Here is a 17204-nt window from a genome sequence, read left to right as displayed (position 1 = left end):
TTTCCCGCCCGGACCATTCCGCCCTGCTCAGCCGCCCGGCGTCGCCAACTTGCTGATCCGCACGGCCCCGAGGGCTTCGCCCGGGTGAGCGCTGGTCAGCGAGAGCCGCAGGCGGGAGCCGCGCACCGCGTCGAAGGTGAGGACCGTCGGCGCGTCCGAGGCCGTGGCCCAGTCGACCGCCGCTCCGGTGACGGGCACGTACCGGTGGCCGTCCCACACCGACGCCTCGATCGACGCGGGCAGGCTGTGCGTCGCGTCAACGGTGAAGGACACCTCCACCCGGTCGAAGGTCCGGGCCCGCCCGTAGTCCACCGAGACCCAGTCCTTTTCCCGCGCTCCGTTGAAGGCGGGCAGCAGGGCCGTGGCCGACTTGGCGAAGGCGTTGGACCAGCCGGTGGCCGAGTCGCCGTCCAGCATCGCGGCGGGGAGGGTGTCCGGACGGCCGGAGTAACTGGCGTCCGCGTACGGGTAGTTCGGGGGCGCCGGGTGCTCCGGTCCGAAAGCGGCCGCCGGGGTGGTCGCGGCCGCCCGGGCGGGCGTGGTGTGCGCGGTTGCCGTTCCTGCCCGAAGTCCCTCCGCGCGTGCGGTCACCTTCAGGGTGCCGGCCTTGGTGCCGGCCCGCACGATGGCAAGGGCCTTGCCGTGGAAGGCGGTGCGGGTGGTGGCCTGGTAGCGCTCGGCGCTCTCCTCCCGGCCGTTGTCGAGCCCGGCAAGGGATCCGCCCGTCACACCGAAAGTGATCAGGTGCTCGGCGTCGGGCACCACCACCCCGCCGGCGTCGACGACGTCCGCGGTCACGAAGGCCAGCGAACGCCCGTCCGCGGCAAGGGACTTGCGGTCCACCGTGAGCCGCACGGCATGCGGTTCGCCCGCCGTGCGCAGCACGTCGGTGGCGACCACCTTGCCGTCACTGCGGGCCACCGCCTTCAACTCGCCCGGCTGGAACGGCACTTTCCAGGTCAGGTGCAGCTTGCCGGCGCTGCCGTTCGGGCTGGTGTAACTGCCGGGAAAGGGACCGCTGGTGAAGGTCTTGTCGTCGCCGGTGGCCTCCGTGGTCTCCAGATACGTACGGCCGTCCGTGGTCCTCTTCGTGTCGAAGGTGCGTGTGCCGAGGGACTTGCCGTTGAGGTACAGCTCGACGGTGTCGACGTTGGAGTACGCCCACACCTCCACCGTGTCGCCCTCCTGGTGGTTCCAGCTCATGGGCAGCAGATGGACCATGGGCTCGCTGATCCACTGGCTCTGGAAGAGGTAGTACATGTCCTTGGGGAAGCCGGCCGTGTCGACCGCGCCGAAGAAGGACGCCTTGACCGGGAAGACGTCGTACGGCGTCGGCTCGCCGATGTAGTCGATGCCGGACCACAGGAACTGCCCGGCGAACCACTTGCGGTCCCGGTCCTTCTTGTGGCCGTACTCGCCGCTCATGGTCCAGGAGGCGAGGTTGTTGTCGTAGGAGGAGACCTCGCGTCTGCCCGGCGTGTGGTTCTCGCCGGTGTTGAGGTGCTCGGGCTCCTGGTACGAGCCGCGGGTCGAGGTCTCCGACGAGGACTCCGACTCGAAGAGGAAGAGCTTGGGGTACTTGGCGTGCAGTGCGTCGACCGACTTGGCGGTGTTGTAGTTGAGGCCGAGGCCGTCCAGCTTGGCGAGCATGAGGTCGGCCGCGGAGCCGGTGGCGGGCACACCGTGGTACTTGTTCGAGCCGATGACGACCGGCCGGGTGTCGTCCGCCGCCTTGATGGCACCGATGATCCGGTCCGCCATGGCCAGTCCGGCGGTGGAAGTGGAGTCGGGTATCTCGTTGCCGATGGACCACAGCACCACCGCGGGCGAGTTGCGGGCCGCGAGGACCATCTCGGTCGCGTCCTTCTCGCACCACTCGTCGAAGAACCGGCCGTAGTCGTACTTCGTCTTGCCGGTCCGCCAGCAGTCGAAGGCCTCCACCATCATCACGATGCCCAGTTCCTCGCAGACCTGGATGATCTGCGGCGAGGGCGGGTTGTGCGAGGTACGGAAGGCGTTGACGCCCATCGACTTCATGATGGTCAGCTGCCGGCGCACGGCGTCGATGCTGATCGCGGCGCCAAGGGCACCCTGGTCGTGGTGCAGGTCGACACCCTTGATCTTGGTGTGGGTGCCGTTGAGGGAGAAGCCTTCGTCGGGGTCGAAGCGGTAGGTGCGGATGCCGAAGGCGGTGCGGTAGGTGTCGACGACCTTGCCGCCGGCGCGCAGTTCGGTCTCCAGGGTGTAGCGGTGCGGGGCCGCGAAGTCCCACAACTCGGGCTCGGGGACGGTGAGTTCGTGGGTCTCCGCCGTCTTGTCGGTGACCGCCACCGTGGTGGCGGCGCGGGCCGCCGTACGGCCGTCGGGATCCTTGACCGTCGAACGGATCTCGACCTGGCTCGCGGCACCCGACTCGTTCACCACCGAGGTCCGTACGCGTACGACGGCCCGCTCCGCGGTGATGTCCGGCGTGGTGACGTACGTGCCCCAGCGCTCCACGTGCACCGGCTCGGTGACGACCAGGCGGGCCTCGCGGTAGATGCCGCTGCCCGAGTACCAGCGGCTGCTGGGGAGCCGGTTCTGCACCTTGACGGCGATCACGTTCTCGGTGGTGCCGTCGGTGTGCAGCAGGTCGGTCAGGTCGAAGGCGAAGCCGGTGTAGCCATAGGGGCGCCGGCCGGCCTGAGTGCCGTTGCAGTAGACGTAGGAGTCCATGTAGACGCCGTCGAACTCCACCGAGATCCGCTTGCCGGCGAAGGCGGGCGGCAGGGTGAAGGCGAGGCGGTACCAGCCGAGGCCGCCGGGGAAGAAGCCGGTGCCGCTGGTGGTGCCGTGCTCGGTGGTCGGGGTCTGCTCGATGCTCCAGTCATGGGGCACGGCCACCTCGCGCCAGCCCGAGTCGTCGTAGCCCGGGTCGGCGGCCTGTGCGTAGGCGCCGGTCGGATCGGTGATCCCGTCCGGGTCGACCAGCGCGAAACGCCAGCCGTCGCGCAGGGCGACGGTACGGCGGCCGGATCCGCCCGCGGCGGCCCCGGCGGCCCGGGCCACCGGGGTGGCGAGAAGCGCCCCGGCCGCCGGCGCGGCGGCGGAAGCGATCAGAACCGATCTTCGAGTCACTGTCACGGCGGCTCCCCTCGTCAGGGCCCAGAAGTACTCACAACTGATCGTGAACAAACAGATTCTGACGTGACGCCACACACGGCCGTCAAGGGTGCGGGAGCCTCCTTCTGTCCCACGGGTCACAACGGCCGGAATTGCCCCTTGACCGGCCCGCCGCGCGCCCAAGGGGGTTCCCGTCCGGGCGGCTCGCCGACGGACTAGGCTGGAAACTCAAGTGACCCGGCGGTTCACTGTGAGTGTTCGCGATGGAGTGGCGACGATGAGCCCGGAGTATCTGTTCGACGATGCCGCGACGGCGCGGGCTGTCATCGATGAATCCGGCACGCTTCTCGAGTGGAACGCGGGCGCGGAGCGGCTGCTGGGCTGGCCGGTCGCCGAGGTGGTGGGCCGTCCCGGCCGAAACCTGCTGGTCGACAAGGATGTCCTGGCGCCTGCCGGGTCCCGCTGGGACGGCACCGTCGCACTGCGCCACCGCGACGGCCACGAGGTCTCCGTCTGGCTGCTCGCCCACCATCGTCCGTCGCGGAACGAGAATCCCGGCCGGTGGCTCCTGTTCACCCCGCTGGACCGAGGCACCCCGCACTCGCCCGACGACCCGCTGACCAGTGCGGCGCTCACCCAGTCGCCCTGCGCGGTCGCCGTGTACGACGAACGGCTGCGGCTGAGAAGGGTCAACGACGCCATGGCCGATGTGATCGGCCTGCCCGAGGAACGCGTGCGGGGGCTTCGCCTGGCCGAGATCGGCGGCAAGCCGCAGAGCGAGGAACTCGAGGCACACATGGTGCAGGTGCTCACCACCGGGCGCCCGCTGGACGTCCAGACGTACATGCGCACCGGCGGCGAGGACAGCGCGCACGCCTGGCTGGCCCGGTTGGCGCCGCTCAAGGACGCCGAGGGGCGGGTGCGGGGCGTGTGCCTCGCGGCGCACGACTTCACCGACAACTACCTCGCCCGGGAGCGGCTGCAGCTGGTCAACGAGGCGAGTGTGCGCATCGGATCCACTCTCGACGTCACCCGTACGACGCAGGAGCTCGCGGACGTTCTCGTGCCCGCCCTGGCCGACCTGGTCAGCGTCGACCTGCTGGACCTCCAGGAGCATGGCGGCGAGCCCCCGCTCAGCCTGACCGCCCCCATCGGACTGCGCCGCGCCGCGCACCTCTCGGTCAATCCGGGCACGCCCGAGGCGGTCCTCCAGCCCGGGCAGCTGGAGCAGTACCCCGCCGGCTCTCCCCAGGCCGACTCGCTGGTCGCGGGCCGCACGATCGTCGCGTCCGTCTCCTCGGGTGCACTCGACCAGTGGCTCAGCTGGCACAAGACACGCGCCGACCGGGTCAAGGAGTACGGCATCCACTCCACGATGTCCGTGCCGATCCGGGCCCGCGGCCAGACCCTCGGTGTCGCGGTCCTCACCCGGTTCCGGCGGCCGGACCCCTTCTCCGCGGACGACGTGCTGCTGGCCGAGGAGATCACCACACGGGCCGCCGTCTGCATCGACAACGCCCGCCGCTTCTCCCGCGAACGCGAGACCGCCCTCGCCCTGCAGCGCAGCCTGCTGCCCCGCTCACTGCCGCGCACCGCCGCCGTGGATGCCGCCTCGCGCTATCTGCCCGCGGCCCGGGCGGGTGTGGGCGGTGACTGGTTCGACGTGATCCCGCTGTCGGGGATGCGGGTCGCCATGGTCGTCGGGGACGTCGTCGGGCACGGCATCCAGGCCTCGGCCACCATGGGGCGGCTGCGCACCGCCGTGCGCACCCTCGCCGACATAGACCTCGCCCCCGACGAGCTGCTGACCCACCTGGACGACCTGGTCGTCCGGCTGTCCGCGGAGGCCGGCAACGACGGCAGCCCGGGCGAGGTCGGCGCCACCTGCCTGTACGCGGTCTACGACCCGGTGTCGCGGCGCTGCACGCTGGCCCGGGCCGGGCATCCGCCGCCGGTCGTGGTGCCGCCGGGCGGCGTTCCGCAACAGGTGGACCTGCCGGCCGGGCCGCCACTGGGGCTGGGCGGGCTGCCGTTCGAGTCGGCCGAGCTGGACCTGCGTGAGGGCAGCGTGCTGACGTTCTACACGGACGGGCTGATCGAGACCCGCGATCGGGACGTCGACGCCAGCCACCAGATGCTGTGCGACGCGCTGGAGACGTACTCCGACTCGCTGGACGAGACCTGCGACCGGGTGCTGCACGCCCTGCTGCCCTCGGGCGGTGCCCTGGACGACGTGGCCCTGCTGCTGGCCCGTACCCGTGGGCTGCCGGCCTCGCAGGTGGCGACCTGGCACATCCCCGCCGATCCGGCGCTGGTCGCGCCGATCCGCAAGCAGGTCGTCGAGCAGCTGGACACCTGGGGGCTGCAGGACGCGGGGTTCACCGCCGAGCTGGTGGTGAGCGAGCTCGTCACGAACGCGATCCGCTACGGCGCGCACCCGATCCGGCTGCGGCTGATCCACGACGAGGCCACGCTGATCTGCGAGGTGTCGGACACCAGCCACACGGCGCCGCATCTGCGCCGTGCGAAGACGTGGGACGAGGGCGGGCGGGGGTTGCTGCTGGTTGCTCAGCTCACGCAGCGGTGGGGGAGCCGGCATACGGCCGACGGGAAGACTATCTGGGCGGAGATCGGGCTGCTCGAGGAGTAACGCTCCCGGGCTGCGGTGATGGGTTGTATTGCGGCTGCGGCTTCGTTGTGGCTGGTCGCGCCCACGCGGCGGAGCCGCATATCGACACAGCCCCGCGCCCCTTCAGGGGCGCTGCCGCACCCCCCGGATTTCGCCCGCCCCGCTCAGGGCGCTTCCGTCAGCCAGGGTCTGATGTGTTTGCGGGCCTCGTGAAGGCGGGACTTGAAGGTGCCCAGCGGGATGCCGGTGCGCTCGGCTGCCTCGGCGTAGTCGAGCTGGCAGATGTCGCGGTAGACCAGCGGCTCGACGAGTTGGGGGTGCTCGCGCTCCAGGCGGTCCAGTGCCTCCAGCAGGTCGAGGCGGGAGCCGGCGATGACGCTGGTCGTGCGCGGGTCGGCGAGCTCGCCCGCGTCGATCGGGGCCGGCTCTTCGGCCGAGCGCCGCTTGAGTTCGCGGTACTTCTGGCGGCAGCAGTTGGCGACGACCGTGTAGAGCCAGGTGCTGAAGCGGCTGCGGCCCTGGAAGGTGGAGATCTTCCGGGCGACCTGGAGCAGGACGTCCTGGGCGGCCTCCTCCGCGTCCTCGCGGCAGGGCAGGAACCGGCCGCAGCGGCGGACGATCTCGGGCCTGATCGCCTGGAGCAGCTCCTCCAGCGCCGCCGGGTCGCCCGCCGCGGCGCTGCGGGCCAGGTCCTCGGTGGGCGCGACCTGGGGCTCTCCTCGGAAACGATCCACGTCCAGGCATGATAGTCGTATGCATTCCGTCGAGCGGATCGGCCGCTACCGCCTCGAACGGCGCCTGGGTACGGGCGCGTTCGGCACGGTCTGGCTGGCCCATGACGACGAGCTCGACGCGCTGGTGGCGGTCAAGGTCCTCGCCGACAACTGGTCCCACCGGCTCGATGTGCGGGAGCGGTTCCTGGCCGAGGCGCGGATGCTGCGCAGGGCGGGTTCGGACCGGGTGGTGCAGGTCTACGACATCGGTGAACTCCCGGACGGCAGGCCGTACTTCGTGATGGAGTACGCCGACGGCGGCACCCTCGCCGATCTGCCGGCCGGCGGTGCATTGCCGGTGCCGGAGGCGCTGCGGCTGACGGCGCTGGCCGCCCGTGGCGCGGCCGCGCTGCATGCGGCGGGGATCGTGCACCGGGACATCAAGCCGAGCAACGTGCTGCTGTGCTCCTCCCCCGACGGCGGGTCGCGGGTGCTGCTCGCCGACCTCGGTCTTGCCAAGAGCCTCGCGCAGGCGTCCGGGCTCACGCAGGCCGCCGGTTCGGCGGGATACCGGCCGCCCGAGCAGGCCGAACCCGGCGTGGGCATCGACGCCCGGGCCGATGTGTACAGCCTGGGCGCGGTCGCCTACCACCTGGTCACCGGCGCGGTTCCGGGTGAGCCGGGCAGGGTGGTACGGCCTGACCGGCTGCGACCGGATCTGGCTCCTGCCGTCCGGCGGGCCCTGATGCGGGCGCTGGCGCCGGACCGCAGACGCCGCTGGCCCGATGCCGAGGCCTTCGCTCAGGAGCTGGAACGGCTCGCCGTCTCCGGTCACCGGCCCCGAAGACACCGGAGGGCCCTCACCCTGACGGGCGCCGTGACCGTGGTCGCGGCCGTCGGAGTGACACTGGCGCTGGTCAACCGACAGTCACCCGCCACGGACGTGCGGGTCTCGGACACGACCGGCAGGGTCGTCGCCGAGGTTCCCCGCGGCTGGGACCGGCAGGTGCGCGACTCGGGCTGGGATCCGCGGGCGCTCGGCCTGCCGTCCGGCCGCGAGCCCGGGTTCGCCGTCGCGGACCGCCTGACCGCGTGGCAGGACCTGACGGCCGAGGTGAACGGCGTGCTGGTGGGCCTGAGCGAGCACGGCGACCTCACGGGCGCGGTGAACGCCCTCACCCACCCCGGCTGCCACTACGACGGCGCCCGCGCCTACACCGGCACCGACTGGCACGGCAGAGTCCGCACCTGGAACGGCTGCCCGGGCGGCGGTTCGGTCACGGAGGCAGCACTCGCCCCGGCGGACGGCGGCGCGCAGACTCGGGTGTACGTGCAGATCCGGCAGAGTGGCCGGAAGCCGGCGACCGACCGCGTCCTGGCCTCCGTGCGCATCGGAAGCTGACGCGGAACACTCGGGCCCGCGCGCGAACTTTTTCGTCCCCGCGCGCATCGGACCTGCATGACGGGGCACAGAGCGCCGTACGTACACGCCACGACGTGTTCGAGGAATCACCGGGAGTGTTGAGGCACATGGCGAAGAAGTCCCCCTCCGTCCACCGGGCGGCCCTGCTCGCGAGTGCGGTCGCGGTGCTCGGTCTGCTGACAGCCTGCGGCAGCAGCGGCGACGGCGGCGCGGCGAGCGCTCCGACGACGCTGCCCGGTACGGCCGCACCCGCCACCGGCGGCCACCACAGCACCGACTCGGCGAGCGCGTCCGCCTCCGCGTCGAACACCGCTCCCGGCGAGGCCACCCTGACCGCGTCGCCGGCGCAGTCCACGCAGGCCGGCACCACGGGAGGCCGCTGTCACACCTCGGAACTGCGGGCGACCGTCGGGCGGAACGACCCCGGTGCCGGGCAGGAGAACTTCCCGGTCGTCCTGACCAACGCCTCTTCCCGCACCTGCACGGTGCGCGGCTATCCGGGTGCCGCGTTCGTGGATGCGTCGGGCCGGCAGCTGGGCCCGGACCCGAAGCGCTCCTCGGGCAGTCCCACGACGGTGACGTTGGCGCCGGGCAAGAGTGCCTGGGCAGGGTTGACGTTCTCCAACCCGGAGGTCAGCGGAGCCCACCCGGCCACCCCCGCCTCGCTGCTGGTGACGCCGCCCGACGAGCGGGACCATCTCACGGTGGCGTGGAAGGGCGGTCAGGTCCCCGTGTCCGGCAACGCGTCCTCGGTGTTCCTGACGGTGTTCAGCCCGGGCACCGGCCCCTGAGCGGACAGGGCCCCCGGCGGACCTCTTACCGTGACCTGTTTTCATTGAGGCTCCCGCGTTGATCCGCCCTGAAGGACCCTGCTCTGAACACCGCGCTCGCCGAAATACTCTCCGCCGCCCTGCTCGTCGCGGTTCTCGCCTGGGCGGTACTGCGCCCGAAGGGCCTGCCGGAGGCCGTGCTGGCGGTCCCGGCCGCGGGGATCGTGATCGTCACCGGCGCGATCTCCCTGGACCATGCCCGTCAGGAGGCCGCCAGCCTCGGCCCCGTCGTCGGCTTCCTCGCCGCCGTGCTGGTGCTGGCCCACTTCTGTGATGTGGAGGGCCTGTTCCAGGCGTGCGGGGCGTGGATGGCCCGGCGGGCGGCGGGCTCTCCCGGGCGGCTTCTGGTCGCGGTCTTCGTACTGGCTTCGGCGATCACGGCCGTCCTCAGCCTGGACGCCACGGTGGTGCTGCTGACGCCGGTGGTGCTCGCCACCGCCGCCCGGGCGGGCGTGCGGGCCAGGCCGCATCTCTATGCGTGCGCCCACCTGTCGAACACGGCCTCGCTGCTGCTGCCCGTCTCCAATCTCACCAATCTGCTGGCGTTCGAGGCGAGCGGGCTGAGCTTCACCCGGTTCGCGGCGCTGATGGCTCTGCCGTGGCTGGTCGCGATCGGTGCCGAGTACCTGGTTTTCCGGCGGTTCTTCGACGACGACCTGGCCGCGTCCGTCCACTCCCCCGAACCCGGCGAGACACCCGCGCTGCCGCTGTTCGCGCTGGTCACCGTCGGGTGCACGCTGGGCGGATTCGTCGTGGCCTCAGCGGTCGGCATCGACCCGGCATGGGTGGCCGCGGCGGGCGCGCTGGTGCTGGCCGGCCGCGCGCTCGTACGGCGCAAGGCGACGCCGCTGTCGGTGGTGCGGGCCTCGTCGCCGGCATTCCTGGCGTTCGTTCTGGCGCTCGGCATCGTGGTGCGGGCGGTGGTCGACAACGGGCTCGCCGACGCGCTGGGCCATGTGCTGCCCGGCGGCTCGGGTTTGCTCGCGCTGCTGGGCATCGCCGCGCTGGCCGCCGTACTGGCGAACCTGATCAACAATCTGCCCGCGGTGCTGGTCCTGCTGCCGCTGACCGCCGCTGCCGGGCCCGGTGCGGTGCTGGCGGTGCTGCTCGGGGTGAACATCGGCCCGAACCTGACGTACGCGGGATCGCTGGCGACGCTGCTGTGGCGGCGCATCGTGCAACGGCACGGTCAGGACGTGCAGCTCGGGGAGTTCACCCGGCTCGGCCTGCTCGCCACCCCGGCCGCGCTCGTCGCGGCCGTGGCGGCGCTGTGGCTGTCGCTCCAGGTGGCCGGCTGAGCCTGCCGGTCAGCGGTGGCCGCCACCGCCGTATCCATAACCATTGCCGTACCCGGAGCCCGAGCCGTAGCCGCCCCATCCGCAGTAGGACGGGTTGTAGTAGCAGTAGGGGTTCGTGGGGTAGGGGCTCGTGGGGTAGGGGCTCGTCGGCGTCGGCTGCGCGGTCGTGGGAGCAGCGGTCGGCGTGGGCGTGGGGCTCGGGGTCTTCGCGGCCTTGGGAGTGGCCTTCGGCGAGGGCGTCGGGCTGTTGTCGGCGTCCCAGTTGACCACCTGCATCTGGAGGTCCGCCTTGGACGTGTCGAACGCCCAGTGCTGGACGGTGCCGTCGTCGCGGGTCTTGACGACCAGCGCGCCCGATCCGTCGGTTGCTGCGGGGGTGAGGGCCAGGTCCTGGTTCCAGCGCGGCACCAGGGTGCCCTGCAGGGTGAAGTCGTAGCGGATGTTCCTGGCGCCCGGTTCGGAGGCGCCCGTGCACGGGGCGAGCTGCACCGAGTAGCCGAGATGGGAGTCCAGGCACAGGTCGGGGTCCGCGGCACTGCGCAGGCGGCCGTCGGTCTCGTACGTCCACTGCTGGACGGATGCCGAGGAGCAGTCGGCGAGTTCGGTCTCGGCTCCCTTGACGGCCTTCTTGCCGACGACTGCGACGCACAGCCCGGAGTCGGCGTTGTGCAGTTTGCCGCGCATGGTGCCCTGGGAGCCCGTGCTGGTGCCGACCCAGGAGGGGCCCGCGGACGGTGTGCCCGTGCCGCTGGCGGGGGTCTCGGAGGGGTGGTCGCCGTCGGCCGTGGTGGTGCCGTCGCCGGAGCCGAGGACGGACCACAGGACCAGCGGGAGGACGACCAGACCGCTCACCGTCACGACGGCCGCGGCGAGATTGCGGCGGCGGGCCGCGGCGTGCCGGGCGGCCTTGTGGGCGGCGCGGCGGGCGGCGGAGCGGCCGCCGGGTCTGGGGCCGGTGCCAGGAGCGTGGGTGGGGGCGTAAGTGGGAGCGAACGGCTCGCCGGAGATCGGCGGGACCGGGACCTCCGGGGGGAGGGCGCCGGACTCCTCGGTCAACGAGGCCAGCCGCGACTCCACGTAGGCCCGCGCGCCCCAGCCGAGCACCGCCTCGGCCAGCGCGAGGCCGAGTCCCTGGTTGAACTGCGCCAGCTGGTCGGCGGTGGGGCTGCAGTGCCTGCAGCCCGCGAGGTGGGCGTTGAGGTCGGGGTCGATCTCGACTCCGCCGCGCCGGTAGGTCACGTCGAGCATTCGCAGATAGCGCCGGCACTCCTGCTCGGGGGCGAGTTCCCGGTGGACCTGGAGGCACTCCTCACGCAGCCGTTCGCGGGCCCGCTCCAGTTCGACGCGCGCGTCCTCCTGCTCGATGCCCAGCAGGCCGGCGGGTATCCCCAGCGGCTCGGCCTCGACCTCCACATGCCACAGCAGACAGCGGGCCGACTGGGGCAACCGCTGGAACGCCCCGGACAGCAGGCGGCGGTCGGACGGCGGGAGCAGACGGGCCGCGACGCGGTCTCCGCCCTCGGTGCACAGCTCGGGGTGGAGGTGTTCCCGTCGGTGGTCGTTGTCCCACTCCGCGGCGATCCGGCGGACGGTGACGAGGAGTTGGGGCCGCCACGCGGAGGTGGGCCCGTTCTGCCGCAGGGTTTCGCCGAAGAGCCTCGTGAATGCGGCGGTCGTGAGCATTCCCGCCGAAGCGGCGCCGTCGGTGCACAGCCGGGCATAGGCGAACGCAGCTTCCCAGTGCCGGTCGAGGAGTTCACCGACGGGCTGCAGCGCGGGCGTCGTCCCCGTCCACTTCTTCAGTTCTGCGCTCAGCTGTTCGTCCGTCACGAAGAACCGGCGGTCGGGCGTGGGGGAATTCGACAGGCCCGCGTCTTTCACGGCTGCATTCCTCTCGGGGGCATGCGTCATAAAGTCCATACCAATTGGTATGGGTACAGGATTCGGCAGCTCCAACGCCCACCTGGGGAAGCTCTTTTGGAGCGTAGGTCGAACGGGAGCGGCCTCGTGCACACAGCAGGAAAATGTATTGTCCGTGCGCCGACAGGCACACCTTTGCACAGGTCAGGGAGCCCTAACAAGAGATCCAGCGGTTTTGAGGTTTGCGGGCCCGACGACCAGATTTGACGAACGGTCAAGGCTGTCGGCGCGGCAATTGGAAACGGGATACAGTTGGTCGGCGCACCGGCTCGCTCCACAACCATTGAGCAGGCGTTCCACCGCACATGCGGTGGGCCGGACGGAGTACTGCCGCTCACGTTTCAACCATTGAGCCGCCTCGCCGGTAGGCGCCGGGCGGTACTCCGTAGCGGGCACGGAAGACCCGGTTGAAGTGGAACGGGCTGGCGAATCCCGAGGCCGCGGCCACCCGGTCCACGGACAGGTCGGTGCTCTCCAGCAGCCGGGCGGCGTGCCGGAGCCGGGCCTCGCGCAGGGCCCGCATCGGGGACTGGCCGAGTTGCCGCGTGAACAGGTGGGCGAACCGGGAGGGCGACAGGGAGACGCTTTCGGCGAGCGAGCGCACGGTGTGCGGGGCGCCCGGGTCGGCGGCGATCAGCGCCTCGGCGCGGCGCACCCGGCCGTCGACGCCGGGCGGCGGCGCCGGTGTGCGCGCCGTGGCGGCGGTGAGCAGGACGATCTCCTCCAGGGAGGACAGGGCGAGCTCCCGCGCCGCGGTGCCGTGCGCCACGGCCACCCGGTCGTCGGGCGCGGCGGCGGGGGGTGACTCGGTGCCGGTCCAGCGGGCGTCGGCGAGCATCCGGCGGAAGGCCGCGTCGACCCGGTCGTGCAGGGCGGCCGGGGTCGGGGTGACGACGAACAGTCCGTCGCCGGTGTCGTACGGCCGCAGCCACGGCGCCCATGACGGACGTGCCTGGCAGTGCACCCACCAGAACTGCCAGCTGCGGGCGGCCGGTTCGACCGCGTACTCGTGCCGGACACCCGGGGCCAGCACCACCAGGTCCCCCGCACCGGCCCGCGTCTCGGCTCCGCCCTGGCGCAGCCGGCCGTGTCCGCCCGTGGTCCAGGTGAACAGCCAGCTGTCCGCGCCGCGCGGTCGGTTGACGCCGTAGCCCTCCAGTTGGTCGTAGCGGCCGACGACGACGAGGCCCGGTGGCGGGGCGGGATCGCCGGGTGCAGCAGTCTCGGGCAATCCGTCAGCGTTCACGGGCATCCTCCTGACGCGCGCGGCGACCTAGCGTGATGAGCCGAGGGCACCCGACCGAAGGAGCGGATGTATGACAGCCATGGATATGGGCGCCGCCGGCGCTTCCATCCTGACCCAGGACGGGCTGAGGCAGTTCCAGGAGGACGGGTTCACCGTCGTACGGGGACTCTTCGGACCCGACGAGATCGACCGGCTCTGTGCGGAGTTCGCGGCGCTGCACGCGGCCGGGCCGGTGCCCGGGCACTTCGAGCCGCGCTCGTCCGGGGACCCGCTGGCGGCGTACCCGAGGGTGATGCATCCGCACGAGATCAGCGGGACGGCGCTGCGCGTGCTTCTCGACGCCCGGTTGCGCAGGGCGCTGGAGGTGCTGCTCGGCGAGGAGGTCCTGGCCGCCCAGAGCATGTTCTACTTCAAGCCGCCGGGCGCGCGGGGGCAGGCGTTGCACCAGGACAACTTCTATCTGCGGGTGGAGCCGGGCACTTGTGTGGCGGCGTGGGTCGCCTGCGACGTGATCGGCCGGGACAACGGCGGCCCGGAGGTCGTCCCCGGTACGCACCGGATGGACCTGTTCTGCCCGGAGGAGGCGGACGCCGAGGTGTCGTTCGCGCGGGAGTACGTTCCGCCGCCGCCGGGCCTTGCGGCCGTGCCGGTCGACATGGCGCCGGGGGACGTTCTGTTCTTCAACGGCAGCCTGGTGCACGGCTCGCAGCCCAACGGGACCAGCGACCGGTTCCGCCGGTCGTTCATCGGCCACTACGTGGGCCGGTCGGCGGAGCGCATCGGGCATTACTACCGCACGCTGTCGATGGACGGCGAGCGAGTGGTCCTGGCGGAGAGCGAGGGCGCGGGCCCGTGCGGCACGGAGTTCGCACCGCACGGACCCCACTGAGCGCTCCGCGGGACGTGCCGCGACGGGCCGTCGATCGCCTGCGGGCTCGTCGTGGCCGGCCGGCTTGGTCAGCTGTGACCGACGATGGGGTGCGGGGAGTAAGGGGCCTCCAACTCCTCGATCTCCTTGTCGCTGAGCTCGAGTTCGACGGCGGCCACGGCGTCCTCGATGTGGTGCGGCTTGGCGGCGCCGACGATCGGGGCCGCCACCGTGTCCTGGTGCAGCAGCCAGGCGAGGGCCACCTGGGCGCGCGGGACGGCGCGGTCGTTCGCGATGCGGGTGACGGCCTCGACGATGGTGCGGTCGCCCTCCGGGTAGAGACGGCTGCCGAAGTTGTCGCCCGCGCTGCGCTCCGTCACGGTGCCCCAGTCCCGGGTGAGCCGGCCGCGGGCGAGCGGGCTCCAGGGCAGGACGCCGACGCCCTGGTCGGCGCAGAGCGGCAGCATCTCGCGCTCCTCCTCGCGGTAGAGGAGGTTGTAGTGGTTCTGCATGGACACGAACTTGGTCCAGCCGTGCCGCTCGGCGGTGTACTGCATCTTGGAGAACTGCCAGGCGAACATCGAACTCGCCCCGATGTAGCGCACCTTGCCCGCCTTCACCAGGTCGTGCAGGGCCTCCATCGTCTCCTCGACCGGGGTGTGCGCGTCGAAGCGGTGGATCTGGTAGAGGTCGACGTAGTCGGTGCCGAGCCGGCTCAGGCTGTGGTCGATCTCCGTCATGATCGCCTTGCGGGACAGCCCACTGCCATTGGGCCCGGGCCGCGTCCGGCCGTGCACCTTCGTGGCCAGCACGATCTCGTCGCGGTTCGCGAAGTCGCGCAGCGCCTTGCCGACGATCTCCTCACTGGTGCCGTCGGAGTAGACGTTCGCCGTGTCGAAGAAGTTGATCCCGGCCTCCAGCGCCTGCCGGATCAGCGGACGCGAGGCCTCCTCGTCGAGGGTCCACTCGTGCACGCCGCGGTCGGGCAGGCCGTAGGTCATACAGCCGAGACAGACCCGCGACACGTCCAGGCCCGTCGAACCGAGCTTCACGTACTGCATCGTTGCTGCTCCTGCCTTCGGGATGGGTACGAAGGGGAGCGTACGGCTTCGCCCGCGCTCCAAGTACCTCGCCTCCGGACGGCCGGGGCACCGGCCGTTGCTGCCCGCAGGTGACCGCCCGGCGTGGGAGCCGCCGGGAGGTCGGCGCGCACGCGCATCCTCGGCGCAGGTGACCGGCGCCCGGCCGGTCGTGGCCCTGCGGGAGGAACCCGGTGCCGACACGTGCGACGAAGACGAAGCTGAAGCTCCTGATCGGAGCGGCAGTACTGCCCCTCACCCTGCCCCTCATGCTGGTCTCGCCCGCGTGGAGCAGTCCGAGTCCGCCGCCGGAACCTGCGACGCTGTGCGCACCCGCGGGGATCCTGCGGGGCGCAAACGGGCAGCGTGCCGTGGTCAGCCTGTGCGCGGGCAGCGGCACCCCGACGATGGGGGTGTCGGCCCCGGCGACCTGCAGCGGTCCTGGAGAGGACGACGACGATCTAGCCTGTCTGACCTCGGGCACCTGGACCGCACGGAAGGGCGGCGTGACGGCCGTCTCCGGGAAGCTTCCCGGTTCGGGCGACTATCCCGGCCCGGGGACGTACGACGTGACGGCCGACGTCCGCGTGAAGTCGTCGCCCGCGGGACTGGACCTGCACGGCACCGTCCACGCCACGCTGACCCTGACCGCACCCAAGCCGCCGGCCACGCACCGCATCGAGGTCGACCGGGCCACGCTGCAGCGCGGTGCGGCGACCACACTGACGTACCGGATCTTCCGCGACAGCGAGCAGGGGGACGGCAGCGCGCGGTTCGGGCTGATCGGGCAGGAGAGTTCGGGGGTGCGGCTGTCCACGTCGGACGCCCGCTGCGTCAATCCGCTGACCGGCCGCTATCCCGCGACGACCAGGAACGCGTACGCCCTCGACTGCGCCCTCACCGACCTGCAGCCGGGTCACCCGGCCACGGTCGTGGTCCGCGCGTCGGTCGGGTCCACATGCTCGACGGTCGTGTCCAAGCTGGGCTACTGGATGCCGCAGGGGCAGGCGCTGTACACCGGGGGCATGCTGGCGGGTCCGACGGTCCGCTGCGCCTGAACCGTCACCGCCGTTCGATCAGGTCCAGCGCCCGCTCCCAGCCGAACTCCGGTCGCCGACCGTGCTCTTCCGGCTCACCGGAGTAGGGCTCGCCGAACCGGACGCCCATCCCGCGCAGCCGTACGAGACTGTCCTGGTAAGCGGGGTGGGCGGCCAACGCGTCGGCCACGCAAGGAAGCACGGCGACCGGGACGCCCAGACCGTACGCCTCGCACAGGGTGGCCACCGCGAGGGTGTCGGCGAGCCCGGCCGCCCACTTGTTGACGGTGTTGAAGGTGGCGGGCGCGACCACGACGGCGTCCGGCGGCGGGAAGGGGCGCGGGTCGCCGGGGGTGCGCCAGGCGGAGCGTATGGGGCGGCCGGTCTGCGCCTGGACGGCGGCGGTGTCGAAGAAGCCGTTCATGGCGACCGGTGTGGAGATGACACCGACCTCCCAGTCCCGTTCCTGCGCGGCGGTGATCAGCTTGCTGATGTCCGCTGCGATCCCGGCCGCGCACACGACGACGTAGAGGAAGGGCTTCTCGGCCTGTTCGGTCATCCGCGAACCCTACTCACCGGCAACGCTATTGGAGCGGGAAGGACCGCCCTCGCTCGGCCTCGGGCCGAGGGCCGTGGATGCGGCGCTCCTTCTCCTCGATCGGCACGTCGTTGATGCCGGCCTCGCGCCGGGTCATCAGGCCATGCTCGTCGAACTCCCACAGTTCATTGCCGTAGGAGCGCCACCACTGGCCTTCGGCGTCGCGGGACTCGTACTGGAAGCGGACCGCGATGCGGTTGCCGTCGAAGGCCCACAGGTCCTTGCGCAGCGCGTAGTCCAGCTCGCGCTCCCACTTGGCGGTCAGGAGCTCGACGATCTCGGCACGGCCGGTGACGAAGGTGTCGCGGTTGCGCCAGACGGAATCCTCCGAGTAGGCGAGCGCCACCTTGTGCGGGTCGCGGGTGTTCCAGGCGTCCTCGGCGGCCTGGACCTTCTGTGCGGCGGTTTCGCGGGTGAAGGGGGGCAGGGGCGGGCGGTCGGCGGCCATGGATTCCTCCTCG

General features: G+C 71.6%; 13 protein-coding genes. 6 read left to right on the top strand and 7 right to left on the bottom strand.

The features are described from left to right. Nucleotides 1-27: 27 nt before the first annotated feature. Nucleotides 28-3123, bottom strand: a complete 3096-nt coding sequence (locus IH68_RS0121590) for a glycoside hydrolase family 2 TIM barrel-domain containing protein (RefSeq protein ID WP_030937693.1) — start codon at nucleotides 3121-3123, stop codon at nucleotides 28-30. A 256-nt stretch (nucleotides 3124-3379) separates the two neighbouring features. Between IH68_RS0121590 and IH68_RS0121585 the strand changes: the two genes are divergently transcribed. Beyond that, nucleotides 3380-5752: a SpoIIE family protein phosphatase gene (locus tag IH68_RS0121585; RefSeq protein WP_030937691.1), complete on the top strand. Its 2373-nt coding sequence runs from the start codon at nucleotides 3380-3382 to the stop codon at nucleotides 5750-5752. A 143-nt stretch (nucleotides 5753-5895) separates the two neighbouring features. Here the strand turns inward: IH68_RS0121585 and IH68_RS0121580 are convergent, their stop codons facing one another. Next, on the bottom strand, nucleotides 5896-6465 hold the full coding sequence (locus IH68_RS0121580; RefSeq protein ID WP_030937689.1) for an RNA polymerase sigma factor: 570 nt from the start codon (nucleotides 6463-6465) through the stop codon (nucleotides 5896-5898). 19 nt (nucleotides 6466-6484) lie between these two features. On the opposite strand from IH68_RS0121580, the gene IH68_RS0121575 reads away from it, so the two are divergent. The 3 genes from IH68_RS0121575 to IH68_RS0121565 all read left to right on the top strand — a co-directional run bounded on the left by IH68_RS0121575 (nucleotide 6485) and on the right by IH68_RS0121565 (nucleotide 9995). After that, a complete protein-coding gene (locus IH68_RS0121575; RefSeq protein ID WP_030937687.1) occupies nucleotides 6485-7846 on the top strand; it encodes a serine/threonine-protein kinase in 1362 nt (453 codons plus the stop codon). A gap of 128 nt (nucleotides 7847-7974) precedes the next feature. After that, a complete protein-coding gene (locus IH68_RS0121570; RefSeq protein WP_030937685.1) occupies nucleotides 7975-8658 on the top strand; it encodes a DUF4232 domain-containing protein in 684 nt (227 codons plus the stop codon). A gap of 83 nt (nucleotides 8659-8741) precedes the next feature. Next, nucleotides 8742-9995, top strand: a complete 1254-nt coding sequence (locus IH68_RS0121565) for an SLC13 family permease (RefSeq protein ID WP_199931909.1) — start codon at nucleotides 8742-8744, stop codon at nucleotides 9993-9995. Nucleotides 9996-10004: 9 nt separating this feature from the next. Here the strand turns inward: IH68_RS0121565 and IH68_RS0121560 are convergent, their stop codons facing one another. Together IH68_RS0121560 and IH68_RS0121555 are read right to left on the bottom strand one after the other, a co-directional pair. Beyond that, nucleotides 10005-11876 (bottom strand): RICIN domain-containing protein, encoded by a 1872-nt coding sequence (locus tag IH68_RS0121560; RefSeq protein WP_030937681.1) that lies wholly within the window; start codon nucleotides 11874-11876, stop codon nucleotides 10005-10007. Between the two features lie 373 nt (nucleotides 11877-12249). Continuing rightward, on the bottom strand, nucleotides 12250-13167 hold the full coding sequence (locus IH68_RS0121555; protein WP_030937679.1) for a helix-turn-helix domain-containing protein: 918 nt from the start codon (nucleotides 13165-13167) through the stop codon (nucleotides 12250-12252). Between the two features lie 64 nt (nucleotides 13168-13231). Here IH68_RS0121555 and IH68_RS0121550 point away from each other — a divergent pair, with 64 nt between their 5' ends. Further along, entirely contained in the window at nucleotides 13232-14050 is an 819-nt protein-coding gene (locus tag IH68_RS0121550; RefSeq protein ID WP_030937676.1) for a phytanoyl-CoA dioxygenase family protein, read from the top strand. A gap of 68 nt (nucleotides 14051-14118) precedes the next feature. On the opposite strand, the gene IH68_RS0121545 is transcribed toward IH68_RS0121550, so the two are convergent. Then, the gene (locus IH68_RS0121545) at nucleotides 14119-15090 is read right to left on the bottom strand and encodes an aldo/keto reductase (RefSeq protein WP_030937674.1); all 972 of its coding nucleotides are present in this window, start codon (nucleotides 15088-15090) and stop codon (nucleotides 14119-14121) included. 212 nt (nucleotides 15091-15302) lie between these two features. Here IH68_RS0121545 and IH68_RS0121540 point away from each other — a divergent pair, with 212 nt between their 5' ends. Next, on the top strand, nucleotides 15303-16166 hold the full coding sequence (locus IH68_RS0121540) for a hypothetical protein (protein WP_234341477.1): 864 nt from the start codon (nucleotides 15303-15305) through the stop codon (nucleotides 16164-16166). A gap of 4 nt (nucleotides 16167-16170) precedes the next feature. Here IH68_RS0121540 and IH68_RS0121535 read toward each other — a convergent pair whose 3' ends face one another. Together IH68_RS0121535 and IH68_RS0121530 are read right to left on the bottom strand one after the other, a co-directional pair. Continuing rightward, a complete protein-coding gene (locus IH68_RS0121535; protein ID WP_030937670.1) occupies nucleotides 16171-16704 on the bottom strand; it encodes a flavoprotein in 534 nt (177 codons plus the stop codon). Between the two features lie 25 nt (nucleotides 16705-16729). Beyond that, a complete protein-coding gene (locus IH68_RS0121530) occupies nucleotides 16730-17191 on the bottom strand; it encodes a nuclear transport factor 2 family protein (protein WP_030937668.1) in 462 nt (153 codons plus the stop codon). Between the last annotated feature and the right edge of the window lie 13 nt (nucleotides 17192-17204).

This window comes from Streptomyces sp. NRRL S-646 (assembly GCF_000720765.1).
Taxonomy (GTDB): domain Bacteria; phylum Actinomycetota; class Actinomycetes; order Streptomycetales; family Streptomycetaceae; genus Streptomyces.
The sequence above is the reverse complement of the archived record's forward strand: the minus strand, read 5'-3'. Positions and strand labels throughout refer to the sequence as shown.

Excerpts from the sequence above, each read along its gene's own strand:
- IH68_RS0121575 (WP_030937687.1), top strand. The coding sequence starts at position 6,485 with ATGCATTCCGTCGAGCGGATCGGCCGCTACCGCCTCGAACGGCGCCTG.
- IH68_RS0121555 (WP_030937679.1), bottom strand. The coding sequence starts at position 13,167 with ATGCCCGTGAACGCTGACGGATTGCCCGAGACTGCTGCACCCGGCGAT.
- IH68_RS0121545 (WP_030937674.1), bottom strand. The coding sequence starts at position 15,090 with ATGCAGTACGTGAAGCTCGGTTCGACGGGCCTGGACGTGTCGCGGGTC.
- IH68_RS0121570 (WP_030937685.1), top strand. The coding sequence starts at position 7,975 with ATGGCGAAGAAGTCCCCCTCCGTCCACCGGGCGGCCCTGCTCGCGAGT.
- IH68_RS0121585 (WP_030937691.1), top strand. The coding sequence starts at position 3,380 with ATGAGCCCGGAGTATCTGTTCGACGATGCCGCGACGGCGCGGGCTGTC.
- IH68_RS0121535 (WP_030937670.1), bottom strand. The coding sequence starts at position 16,704 with ATGACCGAACAGGCCGAGAAGCCCTTCCTCTACGTCGTCGTGTGCGCG.
- IH68_RS0121550 (WP_030937676.1), top strand. The coding sequence starts at position 13,232 with ATGACAGCCATGGATATGGGCGCCGCCGGCGCTTCCATCCTGACCCAG.
- IH68_RS0121530 (WP_030937668.1), bottom strand. The coding sequence starts at position 17,191 with ATGGCCGCCGACCGCCCGCCCCTGCCCCCCTTCACCCGCGAAACCGCC.